The 25838-nt window shown below is 44.7% G+C and carries 21 protein-coding genes and 1 tRNA gene; 11 read left to right on the top strand and 11 right to left on the bottom strand.

Features of this window, described 5'->3' with window-relative positions:
• Positions 1-319 precede the first annotated feature (319 nt).
• The 4 genes from aceF to ampD all read right to left on the bottom strand — a co-directional run bounded on the left by aceF (position 320) and on the right by ampD (position 6700).
• Positions 320-2212, bottom strand: a complete 1893-nt coding sequence (gene aceF, locus AWH66_RS00165) for a pyruvate dehydrogenase complex dihydrolipoyllysine-residue acetyltransferase (protein ID WP_063606646.1) — start codon at positions 2210-2212, stop codon at positions 320-322.
• 30 nt (positions 2213-2242) lie between these two features.
• A complete protein-coding gene (aceE, locus tag AWH66_RS00160) occupies positions 2243-4906 on the bottom strand; it encodes a pyruvate dehydrogenase (acetyl-transferring), homodimeric type (RefSeq protein WP_063606647.1) in 2664 nt (887 codons plus the stop codon).
• Positions 4907-4962: 56 nt separating this feature from the next.
• Entirely contained in the window at positions 4963-5730 is a 768-nt protein-coding gene (gene pdhR, locus AWH66_RS00155; protein ID WP_006074432.1) for a pyruvate dehydrogenase complex transcriptional repressor PdhR, read from the bottom strand.
• A gap of 385 nt (positions 5731-6115) precedes the next feature.
• Positions 6116-6700, bottom strand: coding sequence for a 1,6-anhydro-N-acetylmuramyl-L-alanine amidase AmpD (ampD, locus tag AWH66_RS00150; protein ID WP_063606648.1), 585 nt, complete (start codon positions 6698-6700; stop codon positions 6116-6118).
• 135 nt (positions 6701-6835) lie between these two features.
• Between ampD and nadC the strand changes: the two genes are divergently transcribed.
• The 8 genes from nadC (at position 6836) to yacG (ending at position 13886) form a co-directional block, all read left to right on the top strand.
• Positions 6836-7726, top strand: a complete 891-nt coding sequence (gene nadC / locus AWH66_RS00145; protein WP_063606649.1) for a carboxylating nicotinate-nucleotide diphosphorylase — start codon at positions 6836-6838, stop codon at positions 7724-7726.
• Positions 7727-7967: 241 nt separating this feature from the next.
• Positions 7968-8447, top strand: coding sequence for a pilin (locus tag AWH66_RS00140; protein ID WP_063606650.1), 480 nt, complete (start codon positions 7968-7970; stop codon positions 8445-8447).
• Positions 8447-10138: a type IV-A pilus assembly ATPase PilB gene (pilB, locus tag AWH66_RS00135; RefSeq protein ID WP_063606670.1), complete on the top strand. Its 1692-nt coding sequence runs from the start codon at positions 8447-8449 to the stop codon at positions 10136-10138. The genes AWH66_RS00140 and pilB overlap by 1 nt, the downstream gene beginning before the upstream one ends.
• A gap of 10 nt (positions 10139-10148) precedes the next feature.
• Positions 10149-11375, top strand: a complete 1227-nt coding sequence (locus tag AWH66_RS00130; protein WP_063606651.1) for a type II secretion system F family protein — start codon at positions 10149-10151, stop codon at positions 11373-11375.
• A 42-nt stretch (positions 11376-11417) separates the two neighbouring features.
• On the top strand, positions 11418-12287 hold the full coding sequence (locus tag AWH66_RS00125) for a prepilin peptidase (protein WP_063606652.1): 870 nt from the start codon (positions 11418-11420) through the stop codon (positions 12285-12287).
• Positions 12288-12289: 2 nt separating this feature from the next.
• Positions 12290-12898, top strand: coding sequence for a dephospho-CoA kinase (gene coaE, locus AWH66_RS00120; RefSeq protein WP_063606653.1), 609 nt, complete (start codon positions 12290-12292; stop codon positions 12896-12898).
• Positions 12899-12929: 31 nt separating this feature from the next.
• Positions 12930-13670 (top strand): cell division protein ZapD, encoded by a 741-nt coding sequence (zapD, locus tag AWH66_RS00115; protein WP_063606654.1) that lies wholly within the window; start codon positions 12930-12932, stop codon positions 13668-13670.
• A 21-nt stretch (positions 13671-13691) separates the two neighbouring features.
• Positions 13692-13886, top strand: coding sequence for a DNA gyrase inhibitor YacG (gene yacG / locus AWH66_RS00110; RefSeq protein ID WP_006074419.1), 195 nt, complete (start codon positions 13692-13694; stop codon positions 13884-13886).
• Positions 13887-14073: 187 nt separating this feature from the next.
• Here the strand turns inward: yacG and rplS are convergent, their stop codons facing one another.
• The 5 genes from rplS to ffh form a co-directional block, all read right to left on the bottom strand.
• Entirely contained in the window at positions 14074-14427 is a 354-nt protein-coding gene (rplS, locus tag AWH66_RS00105) for a 50S ribosomal protein L19 (RefSeq protein WP_006074418.1), read from the bottom strand.
• Between the two features lie 42 nt (positions 14428-14469).
• Positions 14470-15219: a tRNA (guanosine(37)-N1)-methyltransferase TrmD gene (gene trmD / locus AWH66_RS00100; protein WP_063606655.1), complete on the bottom strand. Its 750-nt coding sequence runs from the start codon at positions 15217-15219 to the stop codon at positions 14470-14472.
• A gap of 34 nt (positions 15220-15253) precedes the next feature.
• Complete coding sequence (gene rimM, locus AWH66_RS00095) at positions 15254-15811, bottom strand: ribosome maturation factor RimM (protein WP_143081441.1); 558 nt, start codon at positions 15809-15811, stop codon at positions 15254-15256.
• Between the two features lie 20 nt (positions 15812-15831).
• Positions 15832-16080 carry a 30S ribosomal protein S16 gene (rpsP, locus tag AWH66_RS00090; RefSeq protein WP_031494887.1) on the bottom strand — a complete coding sequence of 83 codons (249 nt, stop codon included), beginning with the start codon at positions 16078-16080 and terminating at the stop codon, positions 15832-15834.
• 221 nt (positions 16081-16301) lie between these two features.
• Entirely contained in the window at positions 16302-17681 is a 1380-nt protein-coding gene (gene ffh / locus AWH66_RS00085; RefSeq protein WP_063606656.1) for a signal recognition particle protein, read from the bottom strand.
• Between the two features lie 172 nt (positions 17682-17853).
• Here ffh and AWH66_RS00080 point away from each other — a divergent pair, with 172 nt between their 5' ends.
• The gene (locus tag AWH66_RS00080; RefSeq protein WP_038224308.1) at positions 17854-18648 is read left to right on the top strand and encodes a cytochrome C assembly family protein; all 795 of its coding nucleotides are present in this window, start codon (positions 17854-17856) and stop codon (positions 18646-18648) included.
• A 104-nt stretch (positions 18649-18752) separates the two neighbouring features.
• Entirely contained in the window at positions 18753-20021 is a 1269-nt protein-coding gene (locus AWH66_RS00075) for an HlyC/CorC family transporter (protein ID WP_063606657.1), read from the top strand.
• A 65-nt stretch (positions 20022-20086) separates the two neighbouring features.
• Here AWH66_RS00075 and metH read toward each other — a convergent pair whose 3' ends face one another.
• Positions 20087-23764 carry a methionine synthase gene (metH, locus tag AWH66_RS00070; protein WP_063606658.1) on the bottom strand — a complete coding sequence of 1226 codons (3678 nt, stop codon included), beginning with the start codon at positions 23762-23764 and terminating at the stop codon, positions 20087-20089.
• A 300-nt stretch (positions 23765-24064) separates the two neighbouring features.
• Here metH and AWH66_RS00065 point away from each other — a divergent pair, with 300 nt between their 5' ends.
• On the top strand, positions 24065-25387 hold the full coding sequence (locus AWH66_RS00065; RefSeq protein ID WP_063606659.1) for a cation:proton antiporter: 1323 nt from the start codon (positions 24065-24067) through the stop codon (positions 25385-25387).
• 259 nt (positions 25388-25646) lie between these two features.
• Here AWH66_RS00065 and AWH66_RS00060 read toward each other — a convergent pair.
• Positions 25647-25722, bottom strand: a tRNA-Asn gene (locus AWH66_RS00060).
• Positions 25723-25838: the final 116 nt, after the last annotated feature.

Raw genomic sequence — 25838 nt, 5'->3', positions numbered from 1 at the left:
CTCTTGTAGTCATTATCCCTAACAGGCTGAGTGGGTATTGATTTTTATATGCTTAGACTTCGTTTTAAACAGACGTTCTATTAAACAAATAACTTAAACAATTATGATTTCAGACCGCCAACATTTTACAGAGATGTTAATGGTGTGAAAAGTAAATCAATTTAGCCTGTGAGCTAGACAACAATTCACGTTGGAAATGTTGTATGAATTTGTTTTCCCCCACTCGCTTACCTATCATGGGGCGCAATTTGTTTACTGAAACTATCAAAAAACAAATTCTCCCCCCTAATCAAGGGGGAGCGAGAGAGGGAAAGTTATCTTACAGTACTAGGCGGCGAATATCGCTTAGGCAGCTGTTTAGATAAGTAATGAAACGTGCACCTTCTGCACCATCAATCACACGGTGATCGTATGATAGAGACAGAGGTAGCTGCAGACGTGGTTCGAATTCTTTACCGTTCCACACAGGCTTCATTTCAGACTTAGATACACCAAGGATACCTACTTCAGGCGCATTTACGATAGGCGTAAATGCTGTACCACCGATGCCACCTAGGCTTGAGATAGTGAAACAGCCACCTTGCATGTCAGCCGCAGTTAATTTACCGGCACGTGCTTTCTTAGAAATTACCATTAGTTCTTCAGATAGCTCGTAGATGCCTTTCTTGTTTACATCTTTGAAGACTGGAACAACAAGACCGTTTGGCGTATCAACCGCGATACCAACGTTCACGTACTTCTTAAGAATGATGCTCTCGCCATCTTCTGATAGAGAAGAGTTAAACGCAGGGAAGGCTTCAAGTGCTTTCGCAACAGCTTTCATGATAAACACAAGTGGCGTGATCTTCATTCCTGAATCTTTCTTCGCTTCGATAGCGTTTTGCTCTTTACGGAACGCTTCTAGAGCTGTGATATCAGCGTTATCCCACTGTGTAACGTGCGGGATCATTACCCAGTTACGGTGTAGGTTAGCACCAGAGATCTTCTTGATCTTAGAAAGCTTCTGAACTTCAGTCTCACCAAACTTGCTGAAGTCAACCTTCGGCCAAGGTAGTAGACCAAGAGCAGAGCCGTCACCGCCTTTACCAGATGCCGCAGCACCAGACTCAAGACGCTTAAGTGCATCTTTCACGTAGTTTTGAACGTCTTCTTTTAGGATACGGCTCTTACGACCAGAACCTTTAACCTTAGATAGGTTTACGCCAAACTCACGAGCTAGACGACGAACAACTGGAGACGCATGTGCGTATTCGTTGTTTTCTTGGAAATCGTTCGCTGCAGGTGCTGCTTCAGCTTTTGCTGCTGGAGCAGGAGCCGCCGCAAGTGCTGGAGCTGCTGCCGAAGGAGCCGCTGCTGCAACTGGAGCTGCAGGTGCTGCGCCTTCAACAACGAAAGTCATGATTAGAGAGCCAGTCGTTACTTTGTCACCTTCAGCAATCTTGATCTCTTTAACTGTACCTGCGAATGGTGCTGGTACTTCCATAGAAGCTTTGTCGCCTTCTACAGTAATTAGAGATTGCTCTTCTTCTACTGTATCGCCAACTTTAACCATGATCTCAGTAACTTCTACTTCGTCACCACCGATATCTGGAACGTTAACTTCTTTGTCCGCTGCTACAGCAGGAGCCGCTGGCGCTTCAACCGCTGCAGGAGCTGGAGCCGCTGCACCTGAGCCAGATACCTCAAATACCATCACAAGAGAGCCAGTTGTTACTGAATCGCCTTCAGCAATCTTGATCTCTTTAACTGTACCTGCAAATGGTGCTGGTACTTCCATAGAAGCTTTGTCGCCTTCTACAGTTAGAAGTGATTGCTCTTCTTCTACTGCATCGCCAACTTTAACCATGATTTCAGTAACTTCTACCTCGTCACCACCGATATCTGGAACGTGAACTTCTTTAAGTTCAGCCGCTGCCGCTGGAGCTGGAGCCGCTGCTGGAGCCGCTTCAGCCGCAGGAGCAGGTGCAGCTGCTGCTGCACCGTCGGCTTCGAAAATCATAATTAGAGAACCAGTAGTAACAGAATCACCTTCCGCTACTTTGATTTCTTTTACGATACCTGCTTGAGACGCTGGAACTTCCATAGAAGCTTTGTCGCCTTCAACAGTGATCAGAGACTGTTCTTCTTCAACCTTGTCGCCAACGCTTACAAGAATCTCAGTAACTTCAACCTCATCCGCACCGATGTCAGGTACATTAATTTCGATTGCCATTGCTTATTTACCTTCTAGTTAAGCGCTGTATTAAGCGTAAAGTGGGTTTGTTTTTTCAGTGTCGATGTTGAACTTCGCAATTGCTTCAGCAACAACAGACTTCTCAACATCACCACGTTTCGCTAGTTCAGTTAGTGCTGCAACTACTACGTAGCCTGCATTAACTTCGAAGTGACGACGTAGGTTCTCACGGCTGTCTGAGCGACCGAAGCCGTCAGTACCAAGAACTTTGTAAGACTCAGTAGGCATGAATGCACGTACTTGCTCAGCGTAGTTCTTCATATAATCCGTCGCAGCGATTGCTGGTTCGTTACCAAGAACAGTAGTGATGTAAGGTACTTTCGCTTCAGCTTCTGGGTGAAGCATGTTATAGCGCTCAGCATTTTGACCATCACGAGTTAGCTCGTTGAATGAAGTTACAGAGAACACGTCAGATGCTACGCCGTACTCTTCACTTAGGATAGTCGCTGCTTTACGTACTTCGTTCATGATAGTACCAGAGCTCATTAGCTGAACTTTACCCTTAGCACCTTCGTGAGACTCAAGCTTGTAGATACCTTTACGGATGCCTTCTTCAGCGCCTTCTGGCATTGCTGGCATTGCGTAGTTTTCATTCATTACTGTTAGGTAGTAGTAAATGTTTTCTTGCTCAGGACCGTACATACGACGGATACCATCTTGCATGATTACTGCTAGCTCGTAAGCGAATGTTGGATCGTAAGAGATACAGTTCGGGATAGTGTTCGCTTGAATGTGCGAGTGACCATCTTCGTGCTGTAGACCTTCACCGTTCAGTGTTGTACGACCAGCTGTAGCGCCTAGTAGGAAGCCACGAGCTTGTTGGTCACCTGCTAGCCATGCCATGTCACCAATACGTTGGAAACCGAACATTGAGTAGTAGATGTAGAACGGGATCATTGGCAGATCGTTTGTGCTGTAAGAAGTCGCAGCAGCAACCCAAGATGCCATTGAACCTAGTTCGTTGATACCTTCTTGAAGAACTTGGCCTGATGTCGCTTCTTTGTAGTAAGAAACGATGCCTTTATCTTCGGGTGTGTATTCTTGACCGTCTGGGTTGTAGATACCAACCTGACGGAATAGACCTTCCATACCGAACGTACGCGCTTCATCACAGATGATAGGAACGATGTTCTTACCGATGTTCTTGTCTTTAAGAAGAATGTTCAACGTACGTACATAAGCCATAGTCGTTGAAATTTCACGCTTCTGAGCACCCAGTAGAGGAGCAAATTCTTCTAGCTCTGGTACTTTGAACTCTTGTGTGAATTTAGGTAGACGCTGTGGCGTGTAACCTTTCAGTGCTTTACGACGAGCATGTAGGTATTCGTACTCAGCAGAACCTTCTTCCAGTTTTAGGTAAGGCAGTTCAGCTACTTTCTCATCAGAAAGAATGTCTTGTAGACCTAAACGATCACGTAGGTACTGTACGTGAGTCATGTCCATCTTCTTCACACCGTGAGCGATGTTCTTACCTTCAGCCGCTTCACCCATACCGTAACCTTTAACAGTCTTAGCTAGGATTACTGTTGGTTTGCCGCCTGTTTCTTTTGCATTGTTAAACGCAGCAAACAGCTTGGAAGAATCGTGACCACCACGCTTCAATTCAAAGATTTGGTCGTCAGTCATGTCTGCAACTAGTGCTGCCGTCTCAGGGTACTTACCAAAGAAGTGCTCACGTACGTAGGCGCCATCTTTAGATTTGAATGTTTGGTAGTCGCCATCGATCGTTTCGTTCATAAGCTGTAGTAGCTTGCCCGTCGTATCTTTAGCCAGTAGTGCATCCCAGTTGTTACCCCAGATAACTTTCACTACGTTCCAACCAGCACCTTTAAATAGACCTTCAAGCTCTTGAATGATCTTACCGTTACCCATTACTGGGCCGTCTAGACGCTGTAGGTTACAGTTGATTAGGAAACATAGGTTGTCTAGCTTCTCACGCGCAGCGAAAGAAATAGCACCGCGTGATTCTGGCTCATCCATCTCACCGTCACCTAGGAAGGCGTAAACACGCTGAGCAGACGTATCTTTAAGACCACGGCCGTTCAGGTACTTAAGGAAACGTGCTTGGTAAATAGCAGAAATTGGACCAAGACCCATAGATACTGTTGGGAATTGCCAAAACTCAGGCATCAACTTAGGGTGTGGGTATGAAGGAACACCTTTACCGTCTACTTCTTGACGGAAATTGTCTAGCTGTTCTTCAGTTAGACGGCCTTCAACGAATGCACGCGAGTAGATACCCGGTGAGATGTGACCTTGATAATAAACTAGATCACCACCGTCTGTTTCGTTAGGAGCACGGAAGAAGTGGTTGAAGCACACTTCGTAGAATGCTGCAGCAGACTGGTAAGAAGCCATGTGACCGCCAAGGTCTAGGTCTTTCTTAGAAGCACGCAATACGATCATGATTGCGTTCCAGCGAATAATCGAACGAATACGACGCTCAAGCGTGGTATCACCAGGGTAAGCTGGTTCTTGTGCTGCTGGAATAGTGTTGATGTAGTTAGTGTTGATACCTGTTGGCATATCAACGCCGTCTAAACGTGCTTTCTCTAGAACTGTTTCTAGTAGGAACTGCGCGCGTTCTACACCTTCTTCGCGAACAACGGACTCAAGTGCTTGTAGCCAATCTTGAGTTTCCAGTGCATCTACGTCATGCTTCATGTCAGACATGGCGATCTTTCCTTCTGTTGGTTGGATCTACTTAATAAAAGTAAGCGTTTCTAGTTTTAAGAATCACTATCTTGTTGAATTCGTCTTAAAGAGCGCTCACGTCGAGACTCTTCTCTAGTCAAATCCAACAATGTTTCTTCGATATAAGCTAAGTGTGAATGAGACATTTCACGTGCCTTTTCAGGCTTTCCAGAAACAATCGCTTCCACGATATTAGCTCGGTGTTTACTGACTTTCTCCACCACTTCACTTCGGCGGTGCAATAACTTTAAATTCTGTAAAACATTTTGCTCTAGCAGTGGTGCTAGGCTTCGCACAATATGAAGCAAAACAACATTATGTGCGGCTTCAGTTAACGCAACAAGAAAAGCCATGACCGCAGCAGCTTCTGCTTCGATGTCATCGGTTTCTTGTACTTTACGAATAGTGCCTAAGCAATTTTCAATTTGAGCAAAATCTTCATCGGTACCACGCAATGCTGCGAAATAAGCAGAAATCCCTTCCATGGCGTGACGCGCTTCGAGCAAGTCAAGCTGCGTTTCATTATGGGAGGAGAGAAGGTCTAGCAATGGATCCGAGAAACTTTTCCAAATATTTTCGCTCACAAACGTACCTCCACCTTGGCGGCGGGTAAGTAGTTTCTTCGCTTCTAAGCGCTGAATCGCTTCTCGAATAGAAGGTCGAGAAACATCAAACTGTTTAGCCAGCTCTCGTTCAGGTGGAAGCTGTTGACCTGCTGAAAGTGTCCCTTCAACAATCAAACGTTCCAATTCCTGTTCAATCACATCAGAAAGTTTCGGCTGACGAATCCTTTGATAAGCCATATTTATTATTCTACTTTTCTTTCGAAGTTAATTGGTATTACCAATTTCAAATTGGCGTAAAAATTAACACATTTAAAACACCGATGTCTAGTGAAAAATTGATTCAAATCATAGAACCGGCCTTGCATTAACCATTCTGAAACATTTATAGATTAAAACATCAACACTCATGGTCAGACCAATTACATACAAGAAACTTATCGGGTAAATCGCGTGCTATAAAAACACTTATAAATCAACAACAAAGGAATTGTTTTGTCGGACAAGGAAACTTGACCAATATCAATAAAGGAAGGAATAACCCACCGCCGGGTTATTAATAATTTGAATAACAAAATAAATCTGGAGCGAAACACAACTGCTCAGTAATTGAGCGATAGTTCTTTTATAACAGTGACTTTCTAAATCGAGCCCAGTCAAAAACAAGACCGGGATCACTCTTTCTCAGCGGGGCAATATATTGATGTCCAGTAATACGTGGTTGGGTAATTAATGGATATGATTGAATTAAGGCACTGGTGAGGTGTTGCAGACTGAGGTACTGTTCATCGGTGTAAGTCACATAGTCCGACCCTTCAAGCTCAATACCGATCGAGTAATCATTGCACTTCTCTCGACCAGCAAAACTCGATACTCCTGCGTGCCAAGCTCTAGCAAGAAAAGGCACAAACTGGACTACTTCTCCATCACGTCGGATCAAACAGTGCGCAGATACTCGCATGTTCTCAATCACTTTGAAGAAAGGGTGAATTGACGAGTCAAGTTTGCCTAGGAAAAAGTCTTCGATGTAAGAGCCACCAAACTGACCTGGCGGTAAGCTGATATTATGAATAACCAGTAGTGATATATCACTAGTGTCTGCTCGGACATCATAGTGAGGAGATGGGACAATTCGCGCATGACAATACCACCCTTGAGCATCAATAAGCTCGAGGCTTTCTTTACCTTCATTTGTATTGCTACTGAGCATACATCTAGACTCCATCTACCTCTATGTCGTTATGATTTTATCCGACAACAGAGAAAATGCGAGAATTGATGCTGAAATTCCGCACAAGCAAGAGTATCATGCGCACTTTGTTACCCCACAAAGACAGTTTTAGCGATGAAGAACACACACAACAGTCAAGAACGCCTCGAATATCTTAAGCAACAACTTCCAACAGAAATCTCTCGTGCCGTGGCAGATACACTACGCGAAGATCTCGGTGGCACACTTGATGCCACAGCGGATATCACTGCAAGTTTAATTCCGGCTGAGACTCAGAATGTTGCAACGATTATTACTCGTGAGCACGGTGTGTTCTGTGGTCAAATGTGGGCTGATGAAGTATTTAAGCAACTTGGTGGCGAAGTCGTCATTGAATGGCATGTCCAAGATGGTGACAAAGTTGAACCTAATCAAGTGCTTTGCACACTAACAGGCCCTGCGAGAGTCTTGCTTACTGGCGAACGTAACGCCATGAACTTCATCCAAACTCTGTCTGGCTGCGCCAGCGTGGTTGCGCAGTACGCTGAGAAAATTGCGCATACCGGGTGCCGACTGTTAGATACACGCAAAACCATTCCTGGCCTGCGCAGTGCGTTGAAGTATGCTGTCGCTTGTGGCGGCGGTTTTAACCACCGCATTGGCGTATTTGACGCTTACCTAATTAAAGAAAACCACATCATTGCGTGTGGTGGTATCACTAAAGCTATTGAAACCGCGAAACAGCTTAATCCAGGCAAACCGGTTGAGGTTGAAACGGAATCTCTGGAAGAACTGCAACAAGCTATCGATGCAGGTGCGGATATCATTATGCTCGATAACTTCAGCACCGATATGATGCGCAAGGCGGTTGAGATTAACGCTGGCCGTACCGCTTTAGAAAACTCAGGAAATGTCACTATGGACACCATCGCTGAGTTTGCGGAAACTGGCGTTGATTATATTTCTGTGGGTGCCTTGACCAAACACTTGAAAGCAATGGACTTGTCGATGAGATTTAAAGACTAGTCTATTTCTCAATAAGAGAATATTACTAAAGCGAAGCCTATTTGAGCTTCGCTTTTTATTGTCAGTATTACGCTATCCAAAGGTTCTACACCCGAAATAGCTACTTGCTCCGCAACACCATTCTCGTTTTTTGCAAGTCTGCTTTTAATTATCCACGCCTCCTCGTAAGCGCTTACTTAGTCGCTTCAACGTCAACCATGATGCCTCTACTGTTCAAACATTACGTCTCTGAGGAATCACTATGCACGAAGGAATTAACCAAAAAGGATTTACCTTAATCGAACTGATGATTGTTGTTGCCGTTATCGGTGTACTCGCCGCTGTCGCCCTACCACAATATCAAAAATACATTGGAAAAAGTGAAGCAGCCTCTGCTTTAGCGACCTTATCTGGGCTTCGCACCAATATCGAAGCTTACACTCTTGAACAAGGAAGCTTTCCTGATACTGAAACTACGCCTGCCTTAAAAACCCGATTAGGCTTCCCCACAGCCATTATTGCAGCCATCGAAACCGAGGCTGGAGTCAGCAGTGCAGGCAATATCATTTTGTCATTTGACCAAGTCCCCAACGCAAGTCCTTCGGTTAGTAATTATAAGTTGGCATTAGCACGAAATGCTCAAGGCGGATGGGCATGCATTAGCACTGCCACTGAAGAATCTGGAGTATTACCAAAGGGCTGTCAATATTCCGAAAGCGTCTCAGCAACGGTACCTGAATGATCCCGTCCACTCTCCCATCTATATTAAGACAGGCTAACGCCATCAATGAAGCGCAAGAAGCTGCGTTATATGACCTGTCCATGTTATCTGGTTGCTCGGTTCCAGAAGGAGCAACTGAGCTCAAACTTTGTCAGGCACAAGAGCTCGTCGTTATTCTAGCCGAAGTTTTTGGACTCCCAACACTCTCGATAAAGGACAACGACTATGTGAGTTTGTGCCAGCAACTCGGTTTACGGGACGTCATAACTCAATACCAAGCCTTACCAATTTCACTGCGCGGCAACATCCTAACCGTTGCGGTCAGCGATCCCACACTCTCGCAGTTAGAAAGTGATTTTAAGTTTGCCTCAGGATTGCAAATCGAACTGGGCTTGGCTAACCATCAAGACATAAACGCCGCAATACGCGAAATTTATGGAGAGGGTCGAGAGCAATGGAGCCAGCAGATTAAGGAACTCACCTCTCACGAACTGGCAAACTTAGTACAAGTGAATGAGAGTGAAATTGAGCATGACGAAGAGCTAATGCTGGATGACTCCCCTGTCAGCCGTTTCATTCACCAAATCTTATTAGAAGCCATCAGCAAGAAAGCGTCCGATATTCATTTTGAGCCATACGAACACCAGTATCGAATTCGACTTCGTTGTGATGGTATTCTTATTGAGGCACATCAGCCAGCGAGTCAATTAAGCCGCAGACTATCTGCTCGCCTGAAGATTCTCGCTAAGCTAGACATTGCTGAACGCCGTCTTCCTCAAGATGGTCGAATCAAACTCAAACTATCACCACACTCCGCCACGGATATCCGTGTATCAACCCTGCCAACTATGTGGGGAGAAAAGGTAGTTCTGAGGATTCTCGACCTAAACTCTGCCCGTTTGAATATCGAACAATTAGGGTATAACGACACTCAACAAGCCCTTTACTTGCAAGCGTTGCACAAGCCTCAAGGAATGGTGTTAATGACAGGCCCTACCGGAAGTGGCAAAACCGTCTCGCTCTATGCAGGACTCAAACTTCTTAATACCCCAGAGCGAAATATCTCAACCGCCGAAGATCCGATTGAAATACATCTAGATGGGATAAACCAAGTTCAAGTTAACCCTAAGATAGGTTTTGGTTTTTCTGCAGCCTTGCGTACCTTTTTACGCCAAGATCCGGACGTGGTTATGGTGGGAGAAATACGAGATCTCGACACAGCAGAGATTGCGGTTAAAGCGGCTCAAACAGGTCATCTAGTTCTGTCAACTTTGCACACTAATTCCGCGCTTGAGACCATTACACGGCTACAAAATATGGGAATAGAGAGCTTCAACCTCGTGTCTTCACTTTCGCTAATTATCGCGCAGCGGCTCGCTCGCCGTTTGTGCTCTTTATGTAAGCGCCCAGATCACCTCCCTAAAGATCTGCTCCGCAGTCTCGATATATCCTCCAGCCAGAGGATTTACAAAGCCAATGAGGTTGGTTGTAGCAAATGTAATAGAGGTTATTCAGGTCGTATCGGCATTTACGAAGTGCTAGTTTTTTCCAACGAGTTAAGCTCCGCCGTTCTTCAGAAAGCCAGTATTCAAGATCTTGAAGTCATCGCTGTGTCACAAGGAATGATGACACTTAAACAAGCGGGGCTTGAAAAACTTACTCTTGGGCTGACTAGCTACCAAGAACTACAGCGTGTCCTTTATTTCGAATGAGAATACTCCTATGCCTAAGCCCCTTCCTATGCCATTAAGAAAATTTCGCTGGAGAGGTGTTGATCGATCTGGCGCAAAGGCAAAGGGACAAATCCTTGCTTTAACCGAAATGGAGGTCCGAAATCAATTAGGTCTGCAGCAAATCCATATCAGCAAAATTTCTCGCCATCGCATTTCGTTTTGGACCAGAATAGCCCACAGGATTACACGCAAAGATATCACTCTGTTCACCAGGCAATTGGCTACCTTGCTGACGACAAGAGTCCCTCTTGTTCAAGCCCTTAAGCTTATCTCTGAGAGCCACTCCAAAGCCGAAATGAAATCAGTCCTTAATCAGGTCGCTAGTCGAGTGGAGAGTGGCGTACCTATCGCTCAAGCGCTACAAGCACTAAGTGCACATTTTGACCGTTTCTATATCGATATGATTGCGACGGGCGAATCGTCCGGCAACGTTGCGGTGATGTTAGATAGGTTAGCAACATATCGTGAGAAACATGATGCTCTGCAGTCTAAGGTCGTTAAAGCCATGATATATCCGAGTATGGTGCTCATAGTTTCTTGTGCCGTAACCTATTTGATGCTCACTAGTGTGATACCTGAATTTGAATCGATGTTTAAAGGGTTCAATGCCAATTTACCTTGGTTCACATCCGAGGTGCTGAAGTTATCAAGCTGGAGCCAGTCATACGGCCTGGTTAGCATTGCTTCTCTAGGTTTATTGATTGCTAGCATTAAGTTTATTTGCCTTAAAAACGCTAGTGCCGAATTATTTATCAGTAAATTAGCTATCAAACTGCCCGTTGTTGGCGACATCATTACCAAAGCAACCATTGCCAAATTTAGCCGCACATTAGCGACCAGTTTTAGTTCTGGAATACCGATACTCACTGGCATACAAGCCAGCGCAAAAACAACAGAGAACGCTTACTTTCAACAAGCTATTTTTTCTATACACACTCATGTCGTAGCGGGCGTACCTGTTCATTTAGCAATGCGAAACAGTCTCGCCTTCCCTGAAATGGTGCTACAAATGATCATGATAGGTGAAGAAACTGGCAAGTTAGATGAAATGCTCAATAAGATCGCTAGCATCTATGAGGCCGACGTCGATAACATCGTAGACAACTTAGGAACAATCATTGAGCCTTTGGTTATTGTCTTCCTTGGCACAATAATTGGCGGGTTAGTGATTGCAATGTACTTACCTATCTTTAACTTAATGTCGGTAATAGGCTAACATAGGCAATAACTCACTGATTTTACGGTTTCATACTCAAGAATGGACGCATTTTCCTATTATCCTTGGCTCTTTCCTGCTTTTGCGGCTCTCTTCGGCTTGATCGTTGGCAGTTTTTTGAATGTCGTCATTTATCGATTACCGATAATGATGGAGCGTGGTTGGCGCGAAGAATGTGCCGAAGCCTTTCCTGAGTACAATATTTCCCCTCCAGACGATAAATTTAACCTTAGCGTTCCGCGCTCAGCATGCCCTAAATGCCATACACCGATTCGAATTATCGATAATATTCCTGTACTCAGCTGGTTGTTACTTAAGGGCAAGTGCCATCATTGCAGTCATAAAATCAGTGCACGTTATCCTCTTATTGAGCTCCTGACGGCGGCCATGTGTGCAACCGTAGCGTGGCAACTTGGGTATAGTGAATACAGCTTAGCGTTAATCATCTTTACCTTCGTGCTTATCAGCGCCACTTTCATTGACTTTGATACCATGCTGTTGCCAGACCAGCTTACCTTACCTCTGATGTGGTTGGGCATTGCCCTAGCGTTATTAGGTATCTCTCCAGTTTCGTTGACAGATTCTGTAATTGGTGCCATGGCTGGCTACCTCTGCTTATGGTCCATTTTCTGGCTGTTTAAACTACTAACAGGTAAAGAAGGAATGGGCTACGGTGACTTTAAGTTGCTGGCAGCTCTCGGAGCATGGTTAGGCTGGCAACATTTGCCTCTGATCGTCTTAATGTCATCCGTTGTCGGTGTTTTATTTGGTCTCATTCAATTGCGAATGCAAAAGAAAGGGATTGATGTTGCATTTCCTTTCGGACCTTATCTCGCCATTGCTGGTTGGATTAGCGCTTTGTGGGGCGAGCAGATTATTCAATACTACCTCACGTCGTATATAGGGATGTAACCATGGGATTTGTTATTGGACTTACCGGCGGCATTGCCAGTGGAAAAACCACCGTTGCCAACCTTTTTCACGATAACTTCGCTATTGATTTGGTCGATGCAGACCTTGTTGCTCGAGAAGTAGTAGAAGTCGGCTCCGCAGGCCTTGACGCTTTAACGCAACACTTTGGTGTTGGGATCCTCCAAGAAGATGGTTCTCTGAATCGCGGTGCACTTCGAGAGCGTATTTTTGCTAACGAGGACGAAAAACTTTGGGTAAATAACTTACTGCATCCGATGATCAGAGAGCGCATGCAATCACAACTGGATGCCTCCATCAGCCCTTATACTCTATTCGTGGTTCCACTTCTCATCGAAAATGGTCTGCAAACTATGACTGACCGTGTTTTAGTTGTAGATGTCTGTGAAGAAACACAAATTTACCGAACAATGACACGTGATGGGGTGCCTGAGTCACAAGTGCGTTCTATACTCAAAGCACAAGTAGACCGAGAAACTCGTTTATTGCATGCTGACGATGTGATTGATAATAATACTGATAACGCTCAACTTTTGTCCCAAGTCACAGAATTACACCAAAAGTACCTAGCATTATGCGAACAAAATCGGTGAAAATAGCAGGGAAGCGTTTAAAGGCTAACAGATGATCACAAATAGATTCGAACACCCTCTTAATGAAAAAACAAGAATGTACCTAAGAGTTGAATCTCTATTGAGACAGCTTCAGCACTCCTTGTCTTTTTCAGATAATTATCAGTATCAAATTTTCTTCAAATCACTGTTTGATTTACTGGAGATCTTTGAACAAATCCAGCTCAAAAGCGAGCTTGCTAAAGATCTTGAGAAGCAACGTCAAACTTATCGGGCATGGCTTAATGTCGATGACGTCGATCAGGAAATGCTAGGCTCGATCTTAAGAGATCTAGATGGTGTACATAAAGATTTGATGATGGCCGAACGATTCGGTCAATCTCTGAAAGAAGATCGCTTCCTTAGCGCGATCCGCCAACGATTTGGACTGCCTGGTGGTTCATGCTGCTTCGATCTTCCGTCACTGCATTACTGGTTACATCTACCGATTGAAAAACGTATGCATGATGCTGAGGATTGGTTAGCGTCAGTAAAACCACTTATGAATGCCCTCCAGCTATGGCTGAAGCTCACTCGTGAGACTGGTCGTTTTAAGAAACAAATTGCCCGCTCTGGGTTTTATCAAAGTGACGCTGAAGAAGCTAATATCCTTCGTCTAACCATTCCAATGGAGTATGGTGTCTACCCAATGATTTCAGGGCACAAAAACCGCTTTGCAGTGAAGTTTATTGCCTTTGAATCAGGTCAAGCCTACCCTAATGATATTGAATTTGAATTAGCTGTTTGCAGCTGAAAGTAACACTCAGGAATCACTATGAGTAAACCAACCGTTGTTCCATGCCCTCAATGTAAAGCAGAAGTTGTATGGAACGAAGACAGCCCTTTTCGCCCGTTTTGCTCAAAGCAATGCCAAATGATTGATTTTGGTGAGTGGGCCGACGAAGAGAACACCATTCCTGGCGCACCAGATATGTCTGACAGCGATGGCTGGTCAGAAGATAATTACTAACTTCGTCCAGCAATTACCGCCACTTACCTCTCGTCATCCCTGCGTATATCAAAGAGTACTGACCGGGCTCATAGGTAGCAGTTCTAACCGGACACATGAGTAACAAGTGCTAATGTGTCAGCTTCAAACATAAAAAAGCGGAGCCCTTGGGCTCCGCTTAATACTTGAGAACGCTAGTAAAATAGCATTACTTCTTAGCAAGTTTCTCTTTGATACGAGCAGACTTACCAGAACGCTCACGTAGGTAGTACAGCTTGGCACGACGTACTGCACCACGGCGTTTAACTTCGATGCTATCAACCATTGGAGAGTGAGTTTGGAACGTACGCTCAACACCTTCGCCGTTCGAGATCTTACGAACAGTGAAAGCAGAGTGAAGACCACGGTTACGGATAGCGATTACAACGCCTTCGTAAGCCTGTAGACGCTCACGGTCACCTTCTTTTACTTTAACCTGAACTACAACAGTGTCACCTGGTGCAAATTTAGGTAGGCCTGATTTCATTTGCTCTTCTTCAAGAGCCTTGATGATGTTACTCATGTTCTTAAATTCCTAGAATAAACTGATACTAAATTAAATAGGTTACTTGCTATTAACTCGATGTTCTTTTATGAACTCGGCAAGTAATTGTTCCTGTTCGTCAGTCAGAGCTAGGTTTTCCAGGAGCTCCGGTCTTCTTAGCCAAGTACGGCCTAACGACTGCTTAAGTCGCCAGCGACGAATGTCCTTATGGTTACCAGACTTCAGCACACTTGGTACTTCCAGTCCATCTAACACTTCAGGGCGCGTATAGTGCGGGCAATCTAACAAACCATTTGCAAAAGAATCTTCTTCTGCTGAAGCAAAATCGCCCAGTACTCCCGGAATAAACCGTGATACTGAGTCAATAAGCGTCATGGCTGGGATTTCCCCACCTGTCATCACAAAATCTCCGATTGACCATTCTTCGTCAACCTCAGTTTGGATGATACGCTCATCTACCCCTTCGTAGCGTCCACAAATCAACACAAGGTTGTCGTTTTTCGCTAGCTCTTCTACCCCAGTTTGGTCAAGTTTTCGACCTTGAGGAGAGAGGTAAATAACTTTCGTCTTACCCGGTGATGCTTGCTTGGCTGTTTGAATGGCATCGCGCAAAGGCTGAACCATCATTAACATGCCAGGACCACCACCGTAGGGTCTATCATCGACAGTTCGATGTTTGTCGTGAGTGAAATCGCGAGGATTCCAAGTCTCAATCGACAGTAGACCTTTTTTAACCGCTTGACCTGTTACTCCATAATCAGTAACGCTGCGGAACATGTCTGGAAAAAGGCTAATTACGCCAACCCACATCTGTTCTCTCGCTCTTTCAGTTACCAATTAAGGATTAGAATCCAGGATCCCAGTCAACTTCGATCCGTTGAGCTTCGCGATCAACTTTCTTGATCACTTGCTCTTCAAGGTACGGTATCAACCGTTCCTTTTGCCCAAAAGCATCTTTCAGATTTGCTTTCACAACCAGAACATCGTTCGAACCCGTTTCCAACATGTCGGTTACTTCACCTAGGTCGTAACCTTTTGTGGTCACTACTTTCATGCCGAACAATTCGCGCCAGTAGAACTCATCTTCTGACAGTTCAGGAAGCACAGCTGGATCAATTGCAATTTCAAAGTTAGTTAGTAGGTGAGCTTCTTCACGAACCTCAAGACCTTCAAGTTTACACACCATACCTTTGTTATGGCGCTTCCAACTTTCAACTTTCAATTCGACCCATTCGCCCTTTTGACTAATGTACCAAGGACTGTAATCGAAAATACTTTCAGGATTGTCTGTGTAGGTAAACACTTTAAGCCATCCACGAATGCCATAAGTAGAACCAAATTTACCTACAACAATTCTTTCGGGAGTATTGCTCATAGTTTCATTACCTTTCATCGACGACATACTGCTAACTAAACTAATAATTAAGCCGCTTTTTGAGCGTCTTTAACTAGCTTAGCAACACGGTCAGAAACTGTTGCGCCTTGACCAACCCAGTGGTTAACGCGCTCTAGGTCTAGACGTAGACCTTCTTCTTGACCAGTAGCAGTTGGGTTAAAGAAACCCACTTTCTCGATGAAACGGCCAGTCGCTGCATTGCGGCTGTCCGCTACTACGATTTGATAGAATGGACGCTTCTTAGCGCCGTGACGTGCCAAACGAATGGTTACCATATCGTCCTCTTTGCTTTCTCAATAATAAAAATGACCTCAGAAGTGTTTCTCTAATGAGCAACCTGAGGTCTCGTGCCAAAATAAAGCCCCGGAATTTTACTCTTATTCCGAGGCATTGCAAGGGGTTTAGCTATTTTTTCACCAGTTTTTGGCTGGCATTTCTCGTGTGACGCAGATAACAGTTTGAAACTTAAGGGACTGAAACCTGAGCCAATCCACGGCTAGCGACCAAATGGATTGAAGCCACCACCACCCATGCCACCCATCATGCCTTGCATGTTGCGCATCATTCCGCGCATACCGCCTTTCTGCATCTTCTTCATCATTTTTTGCATCTGAGTGAATTGCTTCAATAGACGGTTAACATCTTGCACTTGAGTACCAGAACCCGCAGCGATACGCTTTTTACGAGAACCTTTAATTAATTCAGGACGTTGACGCTCTTTCATTGTCATTGAGCTAATGATCGCTTCCATCTGCTTAAACATCTTGTCGTCAACTTTGTCTTTAACGTTATCAGGTAAGTTAGACATGCCAGGCAGCTTGTCCATCATTCCCATCATACCGCCCATATTTTGCATCTGACCAAGTTGCTCACGGAAATCTTCTAGGTCGAAACCTTTCTTCTCCTTGAACTTCTTCGCCATTTTTTCTGCTTTATCGGTATCAACATTACGCTGTAGATCTTCGATAAGAGAAAGAACATCACCCATACCCAAGATGCGTGATGCAACACGATCTGGGTGGAAAGGTTCTAGTGCGTCAGTCTTTTCACCCACACCCAAGAACTTAACGGGTTTACCGGTAATATGACGAACAGAAAGCGCAGCACCACCACGAGCATCACCGTCGACTTTAGTTAAGATGACACCCGTTAACGGCAGCGCATCACCAAAAGCTTTTGCTGTGTTCGCGGCATCCTGACCTGTCATCGCATCGACAACAAACAGCGTTTCGACAGGGTTGATTGCTGAATGGAGATCTTTAATCTCATCCATCATCTCATGGTCAACCGCTAAACGACCCGCGGTATCGACAATCAATACGTCATAAAACTTTTTCTTCGCATGATCGATAGCTGCATTGGCGATATCAATTGGCTTTTGATCTGCAGATGAAGGGAAGAAGTCAACGCCAATATCGGTAGCAAGTGTTTCTAGCTGTTTGATCGCAGCTGGACGATAAACGTCGGCAGACACCACAAGAACTTTCTTCTTGTCACGCTCATGCAGCAGTTTAGAGAGTTTACCAACACTGGTCGTTTTACCCGCACCTTGCAGACCTGCCATTAAGATGACCGCAGGCGGCTGCGCAGCTAGGTCCAGTGCTTCGTTGGATTCACCCATAACCGACTCAAGCTCAGCTTGAACGATCTTGATGAACTCTTGGCCCGGAGTTAAGGATTTAGAAACTTCAACACCAACGGCACGCTCTTTTACGCCTTTGATGAAATCTCGAACTACTGGCAGAGCAACGTCGGCTTCTAGAAGCGCCATGCGAACTTCGCGCAGAGTATCTTTAATATTGTCGTCGGTCAGACGACCTTTGCCGCTGATATTCTTCAGCGTTTTGGATAGACGATCCGTTAAATTCTCAAACATTTCTTTCTCTTCGCTGTAAATTGCGATCAATTGTAATGAGTATACCTTAGCCAGCAGTGAGAGTCATACCTAACAAGATCAAATACGAGTCAATACTTTTTACTTCTGCGATGGCTCATTGAGACGATGCAGGGTATAATTCCAGCTCTAAGCAATCGATTTTTTAGGAAAAATGGACAGTTTAATCGCAATTGCGGCCGCTATTCTTTATGTGCTGGCCATCGTTACAATTATCCCAGGCTTGGTTCATCAGGTCGGGATCCGTACAAAAACTGTTCTCGTCAGTGCGGTTTTAGCACTAGCTTTCCATGCGTGGCTACTCAGTGATCTCATCTTAAGTGGCAGTGGACAAAACCTCAGCATCTTGAATGTCGCTTCATTAATTGGCTTCATTATTTCGCTATTTATGAGCATCGCCATGCTGAAAACGCGAATTTGGTTCTTGTTGCCTGTGGTTTACGGCTTTGCCGCCATTAACCTCTCCGCCGCCGCTTTTGTTCCAACCGCGTTTATCACTCACTTAGAGCATAATCCAAAACTGCTGATTCATATTTCGTTAGCACTTTTTTCCTATTCTACGCTCTCCATTGGTGCGCTTTACGCAATTCAATTAGCGTGGCTTGACCATAAGCTTAAGAATAAGAAAGCACTGACCATTAATCCTAATCTTCCACCTTTAATGATGGTTGAAAGACAGCTTTTCAAGATCATTTTGATTGGCACTGGTCTGCTTACCGCAACGCTTCTTACTGGTTTTGTGTTTGTTCAAGATATGTTTGCTCAAGGCAAGGCTCACAAAGGTGTGCTTTCGTTCTTGGCTTGGATTATCTACTCAGTATTGCTTTGGGGACATTACCGCAAAGGATGGCGCGGCAAAAAAGTGACTTGGTTTGCTGTTGCAGGCGCAACCTTGCTGACTCTGGCATACTTCGGTAGCCGATTCGTTAGGGAAATCATACTAAGCTAAATGGCTTGATATGCTCTACTTAGCACACTACGAATGTCGCGTTGACAACACAGTATAAATGGTTCATTAATTAACCAGCTATTAACTAAAGGAATTTTGAAGTTTTGGACGACATTTCGACCGGTATTTTGTTTGCAATCCTGGCAGGTCTAATTGTAATTTCCGGCTACTTTTCCGGTTCAGAGACAGGGATGATGTCTCTGAACCGCTATCGACTTAAACATCTTTCTAAGACAGGCCACAAAGGCGCAAAACGCGTCGAGCGCTTACTCAATCGCCCAGATCGGTTGATTGGGTTAATTCTCATCGGTAACAACCTCGTTAATATTCTCGCCTCAGCCATCGCCACCGTCATCGGTTTGCGTCTTTATGGTGATATTGGTGTCGCCATTGCCACAGGCGCATTGACTCTGGTTATTTTGGTCTTTGCCGAAGTCACTCCGAAAACGCTCGCCGCACTGTACCCAGAACGCGTCTCTTTTATGAGCAGTATCTTGCTGACCATTCTGATGAAGGTTCTGTCTCCTCTGGTCGTTTTAGTTAACTTTATTACTAACGGCTTCATTCGCTTATTGGGTATTCGCGTTAATCACAATGATGAAGATCATTTAAGCTCTGAGGAGCTGAGAACGGTAGTTAATGAAGCAGGCTCGCTGATCCCACGACGTCACCAAGATATGCTGATTTCTATTCTCGATCTTGAACACGTGACCGTAAATGACATTATGATCCCTCGTAACGAGATTACTGGTATCAATATTAATGATGATTGGAAATCAATCGTTCGTCAGTTAACCCACTCACCTCATGGTCGTGTGGTGCTGTATCGTGATCAGATTGATGAAGTAGTTGGGATGCTGCGTCTGCGTGAATCTTATCGTTTAATGTTGGAGAAAAACGAGTTCACCAAAGAGACCTTGCTCCGAAGTGCTGATGAGGTTTACTTCATTCCTGAGGGAACACCACTCAACGTGCAAATGCTGAAGTTCCAACGTAATAAAGAACGTATCGGACTGATCGTTGATGAGTACGGTGATATTAATGGCCTAGTCACCCTTGAAGACATTCTCGAGGAAATTGTTGGTGAGTTCACAACTTCAATGGCGCCAACACTCTCTGATGAAATTACACCGCAAGGGGACGGAAGCTTCTTGATCGAAGGAAGCGCCAACATCCGAGACATTAATAAAGGCCTTAAATGGAACCTGCCAACAGATGGCCCTAGAACACTGAATGGCTTAATGCTGGAGTATTTGGAAGATATTCCTGAAAGCCACCTGAGTGTTCAGGTCGCCGATCATCAAATGGAAATTGTTGAACTCGAAGAGAATCGTATCAAGATGGTCAAAGTTTTTCCAAAGAGTAAGAAATAGCCAATCCGTATTAAAAGAAACGGCACCAAAAGGTGCCGTTTTCTATATTTCCAATATGGAACAACCTAGTTGATATTAGGCCCTAGCCACTTCTCAGCTTCCGTTTGATCCCAGCCTTTACGATCAGCATAGCTGTCTACCTGATCTTGTTGAATCTGTGCAATTGCAAAGTATCGAGAATCAGGGTGTGAGAAATACCATCCGGACACAGAAGCACCTGGCCACATCGCATAGCTAGAAGTCAGTGACATACCGATAGTTTGCTCAACTTCGAGTAGCTCCCACAATGCACCTTTTTCCGTATGCTCTGGACAGGCTGGATAACCTGGGGCTGGACGGATACCTTGATACTTTTCACGAATCAGATCGTCATTAGACAGGGCTTCATCTGCTGAGTAACCCCAGATCTCTTTGCGAACTTTCTCATGCATATATTCTGCAAACGCTTCTGCTAAACGATCGGCAACCGCTTGGATCATGATCGCATTGTAATCGTCACCTTGAGCTTTGTACTCGTCAGCCAGTTCACGCTCACCAATACCACCAGTTACCGCAAACGCACCAATCCAATCTTGCTTGCCACTTTCTTTTGGCGCTACATAATCAGAAAGACAGTAATTGAATCCTTTAGGCTTTTCAGTTTGCTGACGCAAGTTATGCAGTACTTTGCGAACTTGGGTGCGAGTTTCGTCAGAGTATACTTCAATATCATCTCCGACAGATGCCGCTGGGAACAAGGCACACATGCCACTCACTTTTAGCAAGCCTTCACGTTCAACTCGGTCTAACAACTCATTTGCATCGTGGAACAATCGCTTCGCTTCTTCACCAACCTCTTCATGCTCTAGTATCGCTGGATACTTGCCCACCAGCGACCAAGTCATAAAGAAAGGTGTCCAATCGATATAATTTCTTAGTGTTGCGACCTCAAAGTCCTCGAATACATGTACGCCCGGCTTCGCTGGAATAGGTGGCGTGTAGTTTTGCCAATCAATATCCACTTTGTTTGCTCTAGCTTCTTCAAGCGTCACCGGTTTAGTTCTAGGCTTTTTACGGTTGTGCTGATCGCGCACGCGTTCATAATCGATATCAAGCTTTTCAATAAAGGCTGGTTTAAGCTCTTCAGATAACAGTGAAGTACAAACACCAACCGCACGAGATGCGTTATTCACGTAAACGACAGGTTCGCTGTAGTTCTGTTCGATCTTCACTGCCGTGTGCGCTTTGGATGTAGTAGCACCGCCTATCAACAGTGGTAATGTAAAGCCTTGACGCTCCATCTCTTTCGCCACATGGACCATCTCATCAAGAGACGGAGTAATCAGTCCAGACAGGCCGACAATATCCACATTCTCTTCTTTGGCGACTTTAAGAATCTTTTCACAAGGCACCATAACGCCAAGGTCGATGATTTCGTAGTTGTTACATTGCAGTACAACACCAACGATGTTCTTACCAATATCGTGTACATCACCTTTCACTGTCGCAAGTAAGATTTTACCGTTTGAAGAACCTGCTTGTTTTTCTGCATTAATAAACGGTTCTAGATGAGCAACCGCCTGCTTCATAACACGAGCGGATTTTACAACCTGAGGTAAGAACATTTTGCCTTCACCAAATAGGTCACCCACCACGTTCATGCCATCCATTAATGGCCCTTCAATGACTTCCAGAGGTTTAGACGCATTCAAACGCGCCTCTTCGGTATCTTCAACAATAAACTCAGTGATACCTTTTACCAAAGCATGCTCTAAACGCTTTGAGACCGGCCAAGTGCGCCATTCAAGTGCACTTGCATCCTCCTCCTTGCCCACTCCCTTATTGGCATACTCAGCGGCAATATCAAGCAGTCTTTCTGTGCCATCATCACGGCGGTTAAGTACGACATCTTCAACCGCTTCACGCAATTTCTCTGGCACATTGTCGTAAATCTCAAGCTGACCAGCATTTACGATACCCATGTCCATACCATTTTTAAAACAGTGATAAAGGAACACTGCATGAATGGCTTCGCGGACATAGTTGTTACCGCGGAAAGAGAACGAGACATTAGATACACCGCCAGAAATCATGGCATGTGGCAGATCACGTTTAATATCAGCAACGGCTTCAATGAAATCCACAGCGTAGTTATTGTGCTCTTCTATACCTGTCGCCACTGCGAAAATATTAGGGTCAAAAATGATATCTTCAGGTGGGAAACCAACCTCATCGACAAGAATATTGTAGGCATTGGTACAAATTTCTAGCTTACGCTCACGTGTCTCTGCTTGGCCAATTTCATCAAACGCCATCACGATAACCGCCGCACCATAGCGCCTGATAAGCTTCGCTTGCTCGACAAATTTCTCTTTGCCTTCCTTCATGGAAATCGAGTTAACGATACCTTTACCTTGAATACACTTCAGGCCAGCCTCAATCACTTCCCATTTTGATGAGTCAACCATGATTGGCACTTTAGAGATTTCAGGCTCAGAAGCACACAGGTTTAAAAAACGAACCATGCACGCCTCGGCATCAAGCATGCCTTCATCCATATTGATATCGATGATCTGCGCGCCATTTTCGACTTGCTGACGAGCAACCTCTAACGCTTCATCATATTGCTCTTCTTTGATAAGGCGCTTGAATCGTGCAGAGCCCGTTACGTTAGTACGTTCACCAACGTTAATAAATAAAGAGTCTTTCTCAATCGTCAGTGGCTCTAACCCTGATAGTCGACAAGCTACAGGTAGCTCTGGTAGAGGACGAGGAGTGACACCTTCAACGGCATTCGCCATTTGACGAATATGCTCTGGTGTCGTACCACAACAACCACCAACGAGGTTTAAGAATCCACTACGCGCCCACTCACCAATGTGCTCTGCCATATCTTCTGGCGACAAGTCATATTCACCAAAGGCATTAGGTAAACCTGCATTAGGGTGAGCAGAAACAAAGCTCTCACCAATACGCGACATTTCTTCAACATATTGTCTCAGCTCATCAGGGCCTAAAGCGCAGTTTAAGCCAAAGGAAAGCGGTCTTACGTGACGTAACGCGTTATAGAAAGCTTCTGTTGTTTGACCTGAAAGAGTTCGTCCGGATGCATCGGTAATTGTGCCCGAAATCATCACTGGTAGTTCATAGCCAAGCTCTTCGAACACAGATTCGACGGCAAAAGCACACGCCTTCGCATTAAGTGTATCGAAGATAGTTTCGATAAGGATGAGGTCTGAACCACCTTTGATAAGTGCATGTGTTGATTCTGAGTACGCTTCGACCAATTCATCAAACGAGACATTGCGATAACCAGGATCATTCACATCGGGAGATATTGAACAAGTTCTGTTGGTTGGGCCAAGTACACCTGCAACATAGCGAGGTCGGTCTGGCGTTTTAGTCGTCCACTCATCTGCAGCTTCACGAGCCAGCTTTGCCGCTTGGTAGTTAATTTCCTCGCTGAGCGATTCCATATCATAGTCGGCCATCGCTATCGTGGTAGCGTTAAAGGTATTAGTCTCTAAGATGTCCGCGCCGGCTTCCAGATAAGCGCTATGGATCTCTTTAATAAGTGCTGGCTGAGTCAATACTAAAAGGTCATTGTTGCCCTTCAGATCACTCGGCCAATCAGCAAAGCGCTCACCTCGGTAATCTTCTTCCTCAAGCTTATAGCCCTGAATCATGGTACCCATACCACCATCAATCAGTAGAATTCGTTGCCTTAGCTGACTCTCTATTTGTTGTCTTACGTTACTTCCCACGATACTGCCTCATTCCTTGCTTATGCCGTCATCGTATCATAGATTTTTTAGAAATCTAGACGTCCAAAAATCTTTCTGGTCTTATTGCCTTCCACGTTATCTAACTAAAAGGACCGACACAAGCGCTTCTGTATTCAACCCGCTGGCTCCAGTTTCATTTCGGTTATGAGAAAAATCCGCAAGTTACCTCATTAAGCTCTAATCTATAAACAAGAGGAATGAATTCAAAAATAGTGATTGATATTCCTGTAAGAGAAGCACAAAATCCCATTAACATTTTTTTACAAACTAGGTGGAGTGATGTCCGTTTATCAGACTTTATGTTTTTTGTCGGCAGCGGCAATGTTAATTGCCTTTGTAAACAGCAAAATAGGAAAAATGCAGACTACGATAGCCATCACAGCTGGTGCAATGATGCTGTCGCTACTCATCTTGATTGCTGGCCAAAACGATTGGTTTCAACTTACTGAGATTGCCACAGAAACCGTAGCTGATATAGATTTTGAAGACTTCCTTCTACAAGGGATCCTTGGTTTCTTGCTCTTTGCAGGTGGTTTGGGTATTAAATTGCCTCACTTAAAAGATCAGAAATGGGAAATCACTGTACTCGCACTCGGTGCCACACTATTCTCGACCTTCTTCATCGGTTTTGTGTTGTATGGATTTTGTAGTGTCATTGGCATTCAGTTTGATCTCATTTACTGCTTGCTGTTTGGTGCTCTTATCTCTCCAACAGACCCTATCGCGGTATTAGCTATCGTCAAAAAGCTCAAAGCCCCTGAACGCGTTTCAACGCAGGTGGAAGGTGAGTCATTGTTTAACGATGGTTTCGGTCTGGTTATCTTCGTCACACTCTTTACAATCGCTTTTGGCAGTGAGACACCAACTGTCGGCAGCGTGACTATGTTGTTCTTACAAGAGGCTCTGGGCGGTATCTTATATGGCTTTGTTTTAGGCTTAGTATTTCACTACCTAATTAGCTCGACCGACGACCACTCTATGGAACTACTATTAACCATAGGCATCCCAACGGCTGGCTATGCTTTTGCCGAAGTACTTCATGTATCAGGCCCATTGTCGATGGTGGTGTCAGGCATTATGATCGGTAACTGGACTCGTTATATCGGCTTCTCAAAAGAAACAGAAGACCACCTAGACCACTTCTGGGAGCTTGTTGATGAGTTTTTAAATGGCGTACTGTTCTTACTTATTGGTATGTCGATGCTGCTGTTCCAATTCCATCAGGAAGACTGGATTTTGATGGCCTTCTCTATTCCTCTGGTTCTTGGTGCACGCTATTTAAGTGTCGCACTGGCCTATGTAGGCTTTAAACGCTATCGCACTTATAACCCTTGGTCAGTTCGAATTTTAACGTGGGGAGGCCTACGCGGCGGTCTTGCTTTAGCAATGGCACTCTCTATTCCATCGGGAATTTGGGTTATCGAAGACAAACTTATCGACGTTAAAGAGATAATTCTTGTTATGACCTACTCTGTGGTGGTTTTCTCTATTCTTATTCAAGGCTCCACCATTACACCTATGATTGAAAAAGCGAAGCTTGCAGAGAAGGAAATGGCGGCAAAGAAAGCGGTTCAAGAGCAAACTAGCGCCCATCAGGAGTAGTGAACCTTTAATATCTACTAAGAGCCTCGCCTTATCGGTGGGGCTTTTTTATGCAGATAGGATTGAAGTAGTAATGCTAAGATACATCAAATGCAAAATAGGCCGTCTCTTACGAGACGGCCTATTTATAAGTGGTTCCACTGAACATTCACTCGTAGCGACATACGACGGGGCTGCTTAGGTCAGCGACATCAAGCTTGCAAAGCTTAGGACCATAAATGCAAAAAGACCGCATCTTTCGATGCGGTCTTTTTTAAAGTGGCTCCCCCTGCGGGACTCGAACCTGCGACATACGGATTAACAGTCCGCCGTTCTACCAACTGAACTAAGGGGGAATTATTTGTGTAAGCACTGGTCATTAAGACCATTATTTGCTTAAGCACCAAATAATGGTGCCTCGAGGCGGAATCGAACCACCGACACGAGGATTTTCAATCCTCTGCTCTACCGA

The sequence above is a fragment of the Vibrio barjaei genome, assembly GCF_001639065.2.
Classification (GTDB): Bacteria; Pseudomonadota; Gammaproteobacteria; order Enterobacterales; family Vibrionaceae; genus Vibrio; species Vibrio barjaei.
The sequence above is the reverse complement of the archived record's forward strand: the minus strand, read 5'-3'. Positions and strand labels throughout refer to the sequence as shown.